Below are 13,900 nucleotides of genomic sequence, written 5' to 3'. Positions count from 1 at the left end.
GTGTAGTAAGAAGGAGGTACGAAATGCTTAAAACAGGAAGAAACGACGCATGCTGGTGCGGCAGTGGTAAGAAATATAAAAACTGTCATCTGGCTTTTGACCAAAGATTAGAAAATTATGCAGTGATGGGTGATGAGGTTCCGGAGCACCATATGATAAAAACACCGGCCCAGATTGAGGGCATCCGTCATGCAGGCGTTATAAACAATCAGATTCTTGACATAGTCAGTGAGAATATAAAGGCAGGAATGACGACACAGGATATCAATACCCTGGTTCATGAAAATACCATTCGTCTGGGCGGTATTCCAGCCCCCCTTAATTTTGAAGGATATCCAAAGAGTGTATGTACCTCTATCAACGATGTGGTATGCCATGGAATTCCCAGTCCGAAGCGCATCATTAAGGAAGGGGATATAATCAATGTAGATGTGACCACCATTGTAAATGGTTACTACGCTGACGCTTCCAGAATGTACTGCATCGGCAAGGTTTCCCCAGAGGCAGAAAAGCTTGTACGTGTTGCAAAGGAAAGTCTGGACCTTGGCCTTAAGGAATGCAGGGCCTGGGGACATTTGGGAGACGTTGGAGCCGCAGTTTCTGAATACGTCTATGCCAATGGCTATACTGTGGTAAGAGAAATCGGAGGCCACGGCGTAGGTATTGATTTCCATGAGGAGCCATGGGTCAGCCACATTGGTACAAGGGGAACCGATATGCTGCTTGTTCCGGGCATGATTTTTACCGTAGAGCCTATGGTCAATGCCGGTAAAGCAGATGTGGTGCAGGACAGCAAGGATGGCTGGACGATTTATACCCAGGATGGCAGCCTTTCTGCCCAGTGGGAGTACACCATTTTAATTACAGAAGACGGCCCGGAGGTACTAGCCAGATAATGGAGAAAACAAGATGTTTTTGGGTGGATGAAAAATCACCGGTCTATGTAAAATACCATGACGAAGAATGGGGAGTTCCTGTATACGACGATAAAAAGCTTTATGAAATGTTCCTTTTAGAGACATTTCAGGCTGGCCTTTCCTGGATTACCATATTAAGGAAGCGGGAGGAATTCCGGGAGGCCTTTGACAACTTTGATGTGGAAAAGGTGGCTTCCTACGGCGAAGAGAAGCTGGAAGAACTGATGCAGAATCAGGGACTCATAAGAAACCGCAAAAAAATGGAAGCAGCCATTAAGAACGCCCGGATATTTATTGAAATTCAAAAGGAATTTGGTTCCTTTTCCAAATACTTATGGAGCTTTACTGATGGTAAAATCATTGTGAACCAGGATGATAATTTTCCAGTAAAGACCCCGCTATCTGACAGTCTTTCCAAGGATTTGAAAAAGAGAGGCATGGGCTTTGTCGGCTCTGTAACTATTTATTCCTACCTCCAGGCAGTTGGTGTGGTTAATGATCACCAGCTTTCCTGCTTTTGCTACCATAGTAACTGATAGAAGGAGTGAAATAGATTGGGAATTGTTGAACTAAAAGATACTTCAGTGATAGAGGAGCTTTTTGCTGGCTGGGAAGAAACCATGATATGGTCCTGTCTGGGCGGTGTTATGGGGAGAGCCTATGCCGATGATAGTGAACAACCGAAATCGGCTCAGATCGTCCTGGGAGACTTCTGCTTTTTTTCAGGAGAACCCCTGGAGGAGTTAATCCGCAACAAGCCAGAGGGAAGGGAATCTGATTTTATCATCATGGTTCCAAGAGATGAAGCATGGGCGTCTAAGATTGAAGAGGTCTGGAAGACCCAGGCGAAAAAAGTGACAAGATACGCCATTAAGAAGCATGACCGTGGATTTAATAAAGAATATTTAGAAAGCATTGTAAATAATCTGTCTGAGCCATTTACCATGGAGATGATTGACCGGAATTTATATCATAAAATTTTAGCGGAAAGCTGGTCCAGAGATTTATGCTCCCTTTTTGAAACCTATGAGGAATACGAGAAAATGGGACTTGGAGTGGCCGTGCTTTTAGACGGTCAGGTGATTGCGGGAGCATCATCTTATTCGGCCTATCCTGGTGGCATTGAAATAGAAATCGACACAAGATCAGACTACAGGCGGCGGGGAGCCGCCCTTGCCTGCGGTGCGAAACTGATTTTGGAATGTTTAAAAAGAGGACTTTACCCAAGCTGGGACGCCCAGAATTTAGGCTCTGTTGCCCTGGCCCAAAAGCTTGGTTATGAAAGGGACTACGATTATACAGCATACGAAATAAACGGATATTAAAAACGACTGCATCCGGCATATATAATTTTTTAACTGGTAAATTTTACAAAATGTGGTAAAATGTTAAATAATTATTACAATAAGACACCTGAAACCATAGAGAAAGTGAACAGAGTATTATGAAAAGATGGCTTTTGGCAGTAATTGTGTGCTCGTTAGTGGCATCCGGATGCAGCAGATACAAAAAGGTTACCGAATCAGAGGAAACAGATTCCTCCAGAAAAGAAGTAGAAGAGAGCGCCGTTAAGGTTTCGGCCCAGCCAGGGAAGAAGCCGGTAAAGGTGAAGGGAATCTACATCTCCGGCTATATGGCAGGCTCAGAAGGCATGGAGGCAATCCTTGATAAGATTAAGGGAACTGAGATCAATACGGTTGTCATTGATGTGAAAAATGACGATGGGCGTATTACCTTTGCCATGGACGGGGCTCCTACGGTACAGGAAATCGGTGCTGAGGATCGATGCATCAAGGATATGGATGCCCTGATGAAAGAACTGAAATCCAGAGGACTTTATACCATTGCCAGGGTCGTGGCTTTCCGCGATCCTTATTTGGCAGAAAAGAAACCGGAATGGGCATTAAAAAATCAGGACGGAAGCCTGCACCGGGACAACAAAGGACTTCCCTGGGTCAATCCCTATCGCCAGGAGGTCTGGGATTACCTTGTGGAAGTTGGGACCCAGGCGTCAGTGGCTGGCTTTGATGAGGTTCAGTTTGATTATATCCGTTTTGCAACAGACAGCTCCATGAATCAGGTGGTGTTTGATGAGAAGGATACAAGGGGCCGCTCAAAGACAGATGTCATTACGGAATTCATAGAATACGCATACAAAAAGCTTTCTGCTCATGATATCTATGTTTCAGCCGATGTATTTGGCACAATTATTGGAAGCAACGTGGATGCGCAGCGGGTGGGACAGGTTTATTATGACATGGCAGAGCATCTGGACTACATCTGCCCGATGATTTATCCATCCCATTACAGCGACGGAAACTTTAATATTGATCATCCGGATACAGAGCCCTACAATACTGTTCTGGCAGCTTTGGAGCTTTCCAAGCAGGAGCTTCTGGAAAACAGGAAAGAGGGCAGAAAACAGGCAGTGGTAAGACCCTGGCTTCAGGACTTTACTGCCTCATATCTGGATCATTATATTCCCTATGGACCCAAGGAGGTAAGAGCTCAGATTCAGGCGGTCTACGATGCCGGATATGATGAGTGGATTCTGTGGAGTGCTTCCAACCGCTATACATGGGAAGGGCTTCTTACCAAAGAAGAAGGGGAAAAAGAACAAAAAGAGCTGGAGCGCTTAAGGCCGACTTCCAGTGCCTCCCAGGCGGAGACCAGTAAGGCTTATGAAAGCCTGGAGGGAAAGGTGGCCAAGGAAGAGCCCACGCCTGAAAGCTCTGAAGATAAAAAACCAAACGTCAGGAAAAAACCAAATGTTGTGATTGTAACCACAGGTGGTTCCAGGAATTAGGAAGTGAGGAAAGCCATGGAAAAAGAACCCAGGCCAGGAGATTTTTACAGACATTTTAAAGATAAGATGTATCAGATCGTATCGGTAGCCACTCACTCGGAAACAAGGGAAAAGATGGTGGTATATCAGGCGCTTTACGGTACCTATCAGGTATATGTCCGCCCTTATGATATGTTTGTCAGTGAGGTGGATCATGAGAAGTATCCCGAAGTAAAGCAGAAATACCGGTTTGAGAAGATAAACATAGAAGCAGCCCCGGAAACAGTCCCCCAGGTGGAAGCTTCCGCAGAGACTAAAGCGGAAGATTTCAGGGGAGCCAATAAAAATCTTCTTGCATTTCTTGACGCAAGGACGTATCATGAGAAACTGGAGGTTCTTTTCGATAGAAAGGATGAATTTTCACCGGAAGAGCTTCTTGCTATTTGTGAAATACTGGAGATCGGACGGCTGGATTCTGAACCGGAAGAGAAGTATTACGCAATTAAGCGGCATCTGGAACTGCAAAATAAGTACGATGGATCAAGATTGAGGTGATTCGTTTTCATGGACCACATCGAATTTAATATAGAAGAAGAATTAAAAAAACTGCCGTCCCAGCCTGGAGTGTATATTATGCATGACAGGAGGGACGAAATTATCTATGTAGGAAAAGCAATCAGCTTAAAAAACAGGGTCAGGCAGTATTTCCAAAGCAGCAGAAACAAGACGGCAAAAATCGAACAGATGGTGTCGAGGATCGCCCGGTTTGAATACATTATAACAGACTCGGAATTGGAAGCCCTTGTATTGGAATGCAATTTGATCAAGGAGCACCGTCCCCGCTATAATACCATGCTTAAGGATGATAAAACCTATCCTTATATTAAAGTTACGGTAAACGAGGATTTTCCCCGTGTCCTGTTCTCCAGAGAGATGAAAAAGGACAAATGCAAGTATTTTGGTCCCTATACCAGCGCTGGAGCTGTGAAGGATACCATAGAGCTGATTCATAAGCTATATCAGATACGGACCTGCAACCGGAATCTGCCCAGGGATATCGGCAAGGAACGGCCATGCTTAAATTACCATATTAAGCAGTGTCAGGCTCCATGCCAGGGCTATATCAACAAGGGAGATTACGGAAAGTCCATTAGTCAGGCTCTGGAATTTCTGGGCGGGAAATACAGTCCGGTCATTACCATGTTAGAGGAGAAGATGCAGGCTGCCTCAGAAGAGATGGATTATGAAAAGGCCATTGAATTCAGGGATTTGTTAAACAGCGTAAAGCAGATCGCCCAAAAGCAGAAGATTACGGACAGCGGTATGGAAGACCGGGATATCATTGCCATGGCAAAGGATGAAAAGGATGCCGTTGTTCAGGTGTTTTTTGTGCGGGAAGGCAGGCTGATCGGCCGGGAGCATTTCCATGTAAATATCGGAGCAGCTGAGGATAACCAGCAGATTCTGACTGGTTTTGTAAAGCAGTTCTATGCCGGAACGCCTTTTGTTCCCAAGGAGCTGTGGGTACAGACCGGACTTGAGGATGATACGGTAATCGAAGAATGGCTGTCTGCCAAGCGAGGCCAGAAGGTGAAAATCATGGTTCCGAGAAAGGGCCAGAAGGAACGTCTGGTGGAGCTTGCGGAGAAGAACGCTGCCCTTGTCTTATCCCAGGATAAGGAAAAGATCAAACGGGAAGAGCTGCGTACCATTGGAGCCATGAACGAAGTGGGCAATTGGCTGGGGCTTACGGAAGTCAGAAGGATTGAAGCGTTCGACATTTCAAATATAAGCGGTTTCGAGTCAGTAGGCTCTATGATAGTCTACGAAAATGGGAAACCAAAGCGTAATGATTATCGAAAGTTTAAAATAAAATGGGTAAAGGGAGCTAATGACTATGCTTCCATGCATGAGGTGCTGACCCGAAGATTTTCCCATGGATTAAAAGAAGCAGAAGAGCTAAAGGAAAAGGGCGTGGATGAAGAGTTCGGAAGCTTCACCCGTTTTCCTGACCTCATTATGATGGACGGCGGCCGTGGGCAGGTAAATATTGCACTTCAGGTTATCAAGGATCTGGGGCTTGCAATTCCCGTCTGCGGTATGGTAAAGGATGATAACCATCGTACCAGGGGACTTTACTATAACAATGTGGAGATTCCCATTGACCGGCATTCAGAGGGGTTTAAGCTGATTACAAGAGTCCAGGATGAGGCCCACCGGTTTGCAATTGAATACCATAGAAGCTTAAGAAGCAAGGGACAGGTGAAGTCCATCCTTGATGATATTGAAGGAATTGGGCCAAACCGCAGAAAAGCGCTTATGCGTGAATTTAAAGGGCTGGAGCCTATAAAAGAAGCTTCGATGGAGGAACTTTTAAAAGTTCCGGGCATGAACGCCAGAGCGGCTAAGAGTGTTTATGATTTTTTTCATTGACCATTATAAGCTTTTCAAAATACGGAATCTGTGTTAGTATGAAAAAAACAGATGGAAAAAGGAGCGTTTCGCCATGCATGGAGTAGCGATTACGGATTTGATCGAAAAGATGAGTCTTAGAAATATGACTCCCGAAATTGATGCGGATAAAATTGTATTAAGCCATCCTGATGTCAATCGTCCGGCACTGCAGCTTACTGGATTTTTTGATCATTTTGACAATGAAAGAGTGCAGATCATCGGCTATGTGGAGCAGGAATATATCAATCAGATGAGCAAAGAGAGAAAGCTTGAGATGTATGATAAGCTTTTAGCCTGTCAGATTCCGTGCCTGGTATACAGCCGCAGCCAGGTTCCTGATGAGGATATCCTGGCTCTTTGCAACCATTACGGCGTTCCCTGTCTTGTTTCAGATAAGACCACATCTGACTTAATGGCAGAGGTTATCCGCTGGTTAAAAGTTAAGCTGGCTCCCTGCATCAGCATTCACGGAGTTTTAGTGGATGTTTTTGGTGAAGGCGTGCTTATCATGGGGGAGAGCGGTATCGGAAAAAGCGAAGCAGCTCTGGAACTGATTAAACGAGGACACCGTCTGGTGACCGATGATGTTGTGGAGATCCGTAAGGTAAGTGATGCTACCCTGATCGGAAGAGCTCCGGAAATTACAAAGCATTTTATCGAATTAAGGGGAATCGGTATTATTGATGTAAAGACCCTGTTCGGTGTGGAAAGCGTAAAAGATACCCAGGCCATTGATATGGTAATTAAATTAGAGGACTGGGATAGAGATAAAGAATATGACAGACTGGGGATTGAAGACCAGTATACGGAATTTTTAGGAAACCGGGTGGTGTGTCATTCCATTCCAGTACGTCCAGGACGTAACCTGGCCATTATCGTTGAATCAGCGGCTGTCAATTACAGACAAAAGAAGATGGGGTACAACGCGGCTCAGGAATTATATAACCGCGTCCAGGCAAACCTGTCAAGAAAACAGGATGATTGAGGTGTCTGATGACTGATATTTATGAAAAACTTCTTGGTGCAGCCGATAAAAACCATATAAAAGTAGGGGAAGAGATGCGAAAGCATACATCCTTCAAGGTAGGCGGACCTGCTGCCTGCTTTGTAACTCCAACCGAGGAAAAGGAGCTTTCTGGTGTTCTGCGTGTATGCCGGGAGGAAGAGGTTCCTTATTTCATTCTGGGAAATGGAAGCAATCTTCTGGTGGGAGATGAAGGGTTTGACGGAGTTGTGATATCCATGGACGGCTTTGCAGGCTGCGAAGTGGACCGGGAGACAGGGATTGTTCAGGCTGGTGCCGGACTTTCTTTAGCCCGGATTGCCCAGGAGGCTTATAAGGCATCCTTAACAGGGTTTGAATTTGCAGCAGGCATCCCGGGTACACTGGGAGGAGCGGTTGTAATGAATGCCGGTGCATATGGTTCTGAGATGAAAGAGGTGCTGCGCTCTGTAAGAGTATTGACTCCTGAGGGCGAAGTAAAGGAAATTCCAGCTCCTGAGCTGAATCTTGGATATCGAACCAGCTGCATCATACCAATGGAATATGTGGTACTGGATGCCAAAATCCGGTTAAAGGAGGGAGATCCTGTTTCTATTAAGAGCAGGATGGATGAACTTGCCGGAAGAAGAAAAGAAAAACAGCCTTTGGAATATCCCAGCGCAGGCAGTACCTTTAAAAGACCGGAAGGTTATTTTGCTGGTAAGCTGATCGAAGATGCAGGACTGAGGGGATTTACCCTGGGTGGTGCGCAGGTATCAGATAAGCATTGCGGTTTTGTGATCAATAAAGATCATGCCACTGCGGCGGATATCAAGGCACTTTGTGAGGAAGTTAAGGAACGGGTAAGAAAAAAATCCGGAGTAGAGCTTGAGATGGAAGTAAAGACGCTGGGTAAGTTCTAACAGTGCAAAGGAGAACAACGTGAGGCTTGTAATAATAACTGGCATGTCTGGAGCAGGAAAGACGCAGGCGTTAAAGATGTTGGAAGACATGGGGTTTTACTGCGTGGATAATCTTCCCATCCCTTTGATTGAAAAGTTCGCGGAACTGACCCTTAATAATCCGGACGGCATACCCAATGCTGCTCTTGGAATTGATATCCGAAGCGGAGAGGATTTGTCGGTACTGAATCGGATTTTTGATGAATGGTCCAGAAACCGTGTGCCCTTTGAGATCCTTTTCCTGGATGCTGGTGATGAGACACTCATCAAGCGGTATAAGGAGACCAGAAGGGCGCACCCTCTGGCAGCAGGAGGACGGATTGACAGCGGTATCTTAAAAGAGCGGGGGAAGCTGGCGTTCTTAAAGGAAGAGGCAGATTATATTATAGATACCAGCAAGCTTCTCACAAAAGAATTGAGGCAGGAACTGGAGAAGATTTTTGTTAACCATGAATCTTACCGGAATCTATACATTACTCTGCTTTCCTTTGGTTTTAAATATGGGATTCCTACTGACGCAGACCTGGTGTTTGATGTGAGATTTCTCCCTAATCCTTATTATGTGGAAGACCTTCGGCACAAAACCGGAGAAGAAAAGATTGTGCGGGACTATGTCATGCAGCATGGAACCGCTGACGTATTTTTGGACAAGCTATATGATATGCTGGATTTCCTCATTCCCAATTATGTGCAGGAAGGGAAAAACCAGTTGGTAATAGCCATTGGCTGTACCGGAGGCAAGCACCGTTCCGTAACCATTGCAAAAGCAGTCTACGACAGGCTTAAGCCCAGTGAGGAATTTGGGCTTAAGATAGAGCACAGAGATATTGATAAGGATAGTATACGGAAAAGGATGGGCTAGACATGTCATTTTCTTCCAAGTTAAAAGAAGAGCTTTCCCGGCAGATCAGTCCGGCAAGGCATTGTCAGATTGCGGAGATGGCCGCTATTATCAGTCTTTGCGGGAAAATAATCATATCCGAAGAAGACAGATACACCATTAAAATTCATACGGAAAATGTAGCAGTTGCAAGAAAGTACTTTACATTATTGAAAAAAACATTTAATATAAGTACTGATGTTTCTATTAGAAGAAACGCTTACTTGAATAAGAACCGGACGTATACCGTTACTATCCGGGAGCATGAGGATGCCCTTAGGGTCTTGCATGCAGTAAAGCTTCTTGATGAAAACGGAGAAGTTGGGGAAAACTTAAATGTAGTACAGAATGTAGTCATCCAGCAGTCCTGCTGTAGAAGAGCATTTATCAGAGGAGCTTTTTTATCCTCAGGTTCCATTAGCGATCCTGAGAAATTCTATCATTTTGAAATCGTTTGTGCAACAGAAGAGAAAGCAGAGCAGTTAAAGAATATCATTGCCACCTTTGGCCTTGAAGCAAAAATTGTAAAAAGAAAGCGTTATTACGTAGTCTATATCAAAGAGGGAAACCAGATCGTAGATATCTTAAATGTGATGGAAGCCCCGGTTACCCTAATGGAGCTTGAGAATATCAGGATTTTAAAGGACATGCGTAACAGCGTAAACCGTCAGGTAAACTGCGAAACTGCCAATATTAACAAAACGGTATCCGCTGCGGTTAAGCAGATAGAAGATATAGAGTATATCAAAGATACAATAGGACTTGATAATCTTCCCGACAATTTAAGGGAGATTGCCAGAGAGAGACTTGAAAGACCGGAAGCGACCTTAAAGGAGCTTGGAGAAGCGCTTGACCCACCAGTGGGAAAATCAGGTGTGAATCACCGGCTGAGGAAACTTTGTGATCTGGCAGGACGTCTGCGCAGCGCAGGTATGGGCAGCAGAATGGAATAGATTCGTTCATAGGAATGAGGAGGATAATTATGGTAAGAAGAACAGTCACCGTGGAACTCGCATCAGGCTTAGAAGCCAGACCGGTAGCTATGTTAGTTCAGGTTGCAAGTCAGTATGATAGCAACATCTATGTTGAGATCGAATCCAAAAGAGTCAATGCAAAGAGCATTATGGGTATGATGACCCTTGGTCTTGCGGCTGGGGAACAGATTACGGTCACAGCTGAAGGTACGGATGAGGAACAGGCTGTTACCGAGATTGAGAAGTATTTAAGCAATCATGAGTGATTCTGAAATAATAGGTAGATGATAAGGCGGAGATTTCCATAGAACTGTATGGAAGCTCCGCCTCTTGTTGTTTTTGAAAAGTTGGGATAAGATGTTTCAGGGCGACTCCCTTTGTGTTATAATAGAAGAAATAAGGAAAGTAGGAGATACGACAGATGGCATTTACGCATTTACACGTCCATACAGAATACAGTCTTTTGGATGGTTCCAGTAAAATCAAAGAGCTTGTGCACAGAGTCAAGGAATTGGGTATGGACAGTGTAGCGATCACAGACCATGGTGTCATGTATGGTGTGATCGATTTTTACAGAGCAGCCAAAGAAGCCGAAATCAAGCCCATTATTGGGTGTGAGGTGTATGTGACCTCCGGTTCAAGATTTGACCGGGAGGTTAACAGCGGAGAAGACAGATACTACCATCTGGTACTTCTTGCGGAAAACAACCAAGGGTATCAAAACCTGATGAAGATTGTTTCCAAGGGATTTGTGGATGGATTTTATTATAAACCAAGAGTGGATTATGAGGTTTTAGAGAAGTATCACGAGGGAATCATAGCTCTTAGTGCATGTCTGGCAGGCGAGGTCCAGCGGTACATAAGCCGTGGTCTTTACGATCAGGGAAAGGCGGCAGCCCTTCATTATCAAGAGATATTTGGAAAAGGAAACTTCTTTTTAGAGCTTCAGGATCATGGAATACCGGCCCAGCAGACCGTCAATCAGGGACTGGTCCGCATGAGCCAGGAACTCGGGATTGATCTGGTGGCAACCAATGACATTCATTATACCTATGCAGAAGATGAGGCACCACACGATATCCTCTTATGCATTCAGACGGGGAAAAAGGTTGCAGATGAGAACCGGATGCGCTATGAAGGCGGCCAGTACTATTGCAAGACTGAGGAAGAGATGAGAACCTTGTTTTCCTTTGCCACGCAGGCTGTTGACAATACTCAGAAAATTGCAGACCGTTGTAACGTAGATATTGAGTTTGGAGTGACCAAGCTTCCTAAATATGAGGTGCCGGAAGGGTTTGATTCCTGGTCTTATTTAAATAAACTGTGCCTTGATGGTTTTAAACAGCATTATCCGGAGGATGATGGAACCTTAAAGGAGAGACTTGATTATGAGCTTGATGTCATCCACTCCATGGGATACGTGGATTACTTCTTAATCGTTTGGGACTTTATCCATTATGCCAGATCCCAGGACATTATGGTGGGGCCAGGAAGAGGGTCTGCCGCCGGCAGTATTGTATCCTACTGTCTGGGCATTACCAATATTGATCCCATACGCTATAACCTGCTGTTTGAACGTTTCCTGAACCCGGAACGAGTATCCATGCCTGATATTGATATTGACTTCTGCTTCGAACGGCGGCAGGAAGTCATTGACTATGTGGTGGAGAAGTACGGCAAGGATCAGGTAGTTCAGATCGTGACCTTTGGTACCCTGGCAGCAAAGGGTGTGGTCCGTGACGTTGGAAGGGTGCTTGACATGCCTTATGCCCGCTGTGACGCCATCGCGAAGATGATCCCGGGTGATCTTGGCATGACTCTTGAGAAGGCCTTAAAACAAAGCCCTGACCTTCGTAGTGCCTATAACGAGGACTCAGAGGTCAAATACTTGATCGATATGTCTATGCGTCTGGAGGGGCTGCCAAGGCATACCTCTATGCATGCAGCAGGAGTGGTAATCAGTAAGAATTCAGTGGATGAATACGTTCCCTTATCAAGAGCAGCGGACGGAACCATCACCACCCAGTTTACCATGACGACTCTGGAAGAACTGGGACTGTTAAAGATGGACTTCCTGGGACTTCGTACCCTTACCGTTATCCAGAAGGCAGTTGCAGAAGTAGAGAAAAACAGAGATATGGTCATTGATATGGACCGTATTGATTATGATGATAAGGCTGTTTTAAATTCCATTGGTACCGGAAAAGACGAAGGCGTGTTCCAGCTGGAGAGTTCTGGTATGAAGAGCTTTATGAAGGAGCTGAAGCCAGAAAGCCTGGAGGACATCATAGCCGGAATCTCCCTGTATCGTCCAGGTCCTATGGACTTTATCCCCAAATACTTAAAAGGGAAGAATGACAGGGCCTCCATCACCTTTGACTGTCCCCAGCTTGAGCCTATCTTAAGGCCGACTCACGGCTGTATCGTATATCAGGAACAGGTTATGCAGATCGTGCGGGATCTGGCTGGTTACACCATGGGCCGAAGCGATCTTGTCCGCAGAGCCATGTCAAAGAAGAAGACATACGTCATGGAAAAGGAGCGCCAGAACTTTGTTTATGGTAATCCGGAGGAAGGAGTTACCGGCTGTATAGCTAATGGAATTGATGAAAAAGTGGCGAATCGCATCTACGATGAGATGATCGATTTTGCCAAATATGCCTTTAACAAATCCCATGCAGCCGCTTATGCAGTGGTTTCCTATCAGACAGCTTATTTAAAATATTATTATCCTCAGGAGTTTATGGCAGCTTTACTTACCTCTGTTATGGATAATGTAACAAAGGTATCGGAATATATTTTAAACTGCAGACAGATGGGCATTCAGATTCTTCCCCCTGATATTAATGAGGGAGATAGCGGATTCTCTGTGTCAGGGGGTTCCATTCGCTACGGCCTTTCAGCCATCAAAAGCGTGGGACGATCTGTGGTGGAACTTATTGTCCAGGAGCGCCAGCAAAATGGGGTGTTCCATGACATGGAAGATTTTATTGATCGCATGAGCAACAAGGAAGTCAACAAACGGACCCTGGAAAACTTCATTAAATCAGGAGCCCTTGATACTCTTCCCGGGACAAGAAAGCAGAAGCTTTTGATCGCGCCCGAGCTTTTAGATCAAAGGAGCAAGGAACGTAAAAATACCATGGAAGGCCAGATGACTCTTTTTGATTTTGCAGGAGAAGAGGAAAAGACCCACTACCAGATTACATTCCCGGACGTGGGAGAGTTTATCAAAGAGGATATCCTGGCATTTGAAAAGGAGACCCTTGGAATTTACTTAAGCGGTCATCCCATGGAAGCCTATGAGGAGACCTGGAGAAACAACATCACCGCGGTCACCAATGATTTTATCGTAGATGAGGAAATCGGAGCCGCAAAGGTACAGGACGGTTCTTATGTGACCATCGGAGGAATGATTACCGGGAAAACAGTAAAAACTACAAGAAACAACAAAATGATGGCTTTTATTACTCTGGAAGATCTTCTTGGGTCCGTGGAAGTAATTGTATTTCCCAAAGACTATGAAAGCAAGCGGGACGTTTTTATAGAAGAATCTAAAGTATTTATTCAGGGAAGAGTATCCATTGGAGATGATCCTGTAGGAAAGCTGGTCTGCGAGCGGGTGATTCCCTTTGCAGTTCTTCCCAAGGAGCTTTGGCTGAAATTTCCGGATAAAGAGGCTTATGCAGGCAGTGAACGGGAGATTTTAGAAGAATTAAAGGAATCAGAGGGTAATGATTCTGTTATCATCTATCTGGAAAAGGAACGGGCAAAAAAGGTTCTTCCAAGCAATCGCAATGTCAATGCCGATGAAGAGCTGATTCGTCATTTAGCCAAGAAACTTGGTGAAAAAAATGTCAAAGTTGTGGAAAAAAAACTTGAAAAGATTGGCAAAATGAATTAGAATACAACGTGTACGTATTGAAAAACAATATTAGTATCCATA

The 13,900-nt window shown here is 44.9% G+C and carries 12 protein-coding genes; all 12 read left to right on the top strand.

What is annotated here, in order from left to right:
• Nucleotides 1-23 precede the first annotated feature (23 nt).
• The 12 genes from T546_RS0111825 (at nt 24) to T546_RS0111770 (ending at nt 13,858) form a co-directional block, all read left to right on the top strand.
• Entirely contained in the window at nt 24-896 is an 873-nt protein-coding gene (locus T546_RS0111825) for a methionyl aminopeptidase (protein WP_026891801.1), read from the top strand.
• Complete coding sequence (locus tag T546_RS0111820) at nt 896-1,453, top strand: DNA-3-methyladenine glycosylase I (RefSeq protein ID WP_026891800.1); 558 nt, start codon at nt 896-898, stop codon at nt 1,451-1,453. The genes T546_RS0111825 and T546_RS0111820 overlap by 1 nt, the downstream gene beginning before the upstream one ends.
• Nucleotides 1,454-1,471: 18 nt before the next feature.
• Nucleotides 1,472-2,242, top strand: a complete 771-nt coding sequence (locus T546_RS0111815; RefSeq protein WP_026891799.1) for a GNAT family N-acetyltransferase — start codon at nt 1,472-1,474, stop codon at nt 2,240-2,242.
• A 119-nt stretch (nt 2,243-2,361) separates the two neighbouring features.
• Nucleotides 2,362-3,723 carry a putative glycoside hydrolase gene (locus tag T546_RS0111810; protein WP_026891798.1) on the top strand — a complete coding sequence of 454 codons (1,362 nt, stop codon included), beginning with the start codon at nt 2,362-2,364 and terminating at the stop codon, nt 3,721-3,723.
• A gap of 15 nt (nt 3,724-3,738) precedes the next feature.
• Nucleotides 3,739-4,257 carry a DUF1653 domain-containing protein gene (locus T546_RS0111805; RefSeq protein WP_026891797.1) on the top strand — a complete coding sequence of 173 codons (519 nt, stop codon included), beginning with the start codon at nt 3,739-3,741 and terminating at the stop codon, nt 4,255-4,257.
• 9 nt (nt 4,258-4,266) lie between these two features.
• Nucleotides 4,267-6,135 (top strand): excinuclease ABC subunit UvrC, encoded by a 1,869-nt coding sequence (gene uvrC / locus T546_RS0111800; RefSeq protein WP_026891796.1) that lies wholly within the window; start codon nt 4,267-4,269, stop codon nt 6,133-6,135.
• Between the two features lie 73 nt (nt 6,136-6,208).
• The gene (hprK, locus tag T546_RS0111795) at nt 6,209-7,141 is read left to right on the top strand and encodes an HPr(Ser) kinase/phosphatase (protein ID WP_026891795.1); all 933 of its coding nucleotides are present in this window, start codon (nt 6,209-6,211) and stop codon (nt 7,139-7,141) included.
• Nucleotides 7,142-7,149: 8 nt separating this feature from the next.
• A complete protein-coding gene (murB, locus tag T546_RS0111790) occupies nt 7,150-8,061 on the top strand; it encodes a UDP-N-acetylmuramate dehydrogenase (RefSeq protein ID WP_026891794.1) in 912 nt (303 codons plus the stop codon).
• 19 nt (nt 8,062-8,080) lie between these two features.
• The gene (gene rapZ / locus T546_RS0111785) at nt 8,081-8,962 is read left to right on the top strand and encodes an RNase adapter RapZ (RefSeq protein WP_026891793.1); all 882 of its coding nucleotides are present in this window, start codon (nt 8,081-8,083) and stop codon (nt 8,960-8,962) included.
• Between the two features lie 2 nt (nt 8,963-8,964).
• Nucleotides 8,965-9,933, top strand: coding sequence for a DNA-binding protein WhiA (gene whiA / locus T546_RS0111780; RefSeq protein ID WP_026891792.1), 969 nt, complete (start codon nt 8,965-8,967; stop codon nt 9,931-9,933).
• 29 nt (nt 9,934-9,962) lie between these two features.
• The gene (locus T546_RS0111775) at nt 9,963-10,220 is read left to right on the top strand and encodes an HPr family phosphocarrier protein (RefSeq protein ID WP_024838425.1); all 258 of its coding nucleotides are present in this window, start codon (nt 9,963-9,965) and stop codon (nt 10,218-10,220) included.
• A gap of 155 nt (nt 10,221-10,375) precedes the next feature.
• The gene (locus tag T546_RS0111770) at nt 10,376-13,858 is read left to right on the top strand and encodes a DNA polymerase III subunit alpha (RefSeq protein WP_026891791.1); all 3,483 of its coding nucleotides are present in this window, start codon (nt 10,376-10,378) and stop codon (nt 13,856-13,858) included.
• Nucleotides 13,859-13,900: the final 42 nt, after the last annotated feature.

This window comes from [Clostridium] aerotolerans DSM 5434 (genome assembly GCF_000687555.1).
Lineage (GTDB): Bacteria > Bacillota > Clostridia > Lachnospirales > Lachnospiraceae > Lacrimispora > Lacrimispora aerotolerans.
The sequence above is the reverse complement of the archived record's forward strand: the minus strand, read 5'-3'. Positions and strand labels throughout refer to the sequence as shown.

Excerpts from the sequence above, each read along its gene's own strand:
- T546_RS0111805 (WP_026891797.1), top strand. The coding sequence starts at position 3,739 with ATGGAAAAAGAACCCAGGCCAGGAGATTTTTACAGACATTTTAAAGAT.
- T546_RS0111825 (WP_026891801.1), top strand. The coding sequence starts at position 24 with ATGCTTAAAACAGGAAGAAACGACGCATGCTGGTGCGGCAGTGGTAAG.
- T546_RS0111820 (WP_026891800.1), top strand. The coding sequence starts at position 896 with ATGGAGAAAACAAGATGTTTTTGGGTGGATGAAAAATCACCGGTCTAT.
- hprK (WP_026891795.1), top strand. The coding sequence starts at position 6,209 with ATGCATGGAGTAGCGATTACGGATTTGATCGAAAAGATGAGTCTTAGA.
- whiA (WP_026891792.1), top strand. The coding sequence starts at position 8,965 with ATGTCATTTTCTTCCAAGTTAAAAGAAGAGCTTTCCCGGCAGATCAGT.
- murB (WP_026891794.1), top strand. The coding sequence starts at position 7,150 with ATGACTGATATTTATGAAAAACTTCTTGGTGCAGCCGATAAAAACCAT.
- T546_RS0111770 (WP_026891791.1), top strand. The coding sequence starts at position 10,376 with ATGGCATTTACGCATTTACACGTCCATACAGAATACAGTCTTTTGGAT.
- T546_RS0111810 (WP_026891798.1), top strand. The coding sequence starts at position 2,362 with ATGAAAAGATGGCTTTTGGCAGTAATTGTGTGCTCGTTAGTGGCATCC.
- uvrC (WP_026891796.1), top strand. The coding sequence starts at position 4,267 with ATGGACCACATCGAATTTAATATAGAAGAAGAATTAAAAAAACTGCCG.
- T546_RS0111775 (WP_024838425.1), top strand. The coding sequence starts at position 9,963 with ATGGTAAGAAGAACAGTCACCGTGGAACTCGCATCAGGCTTAGAAGCC.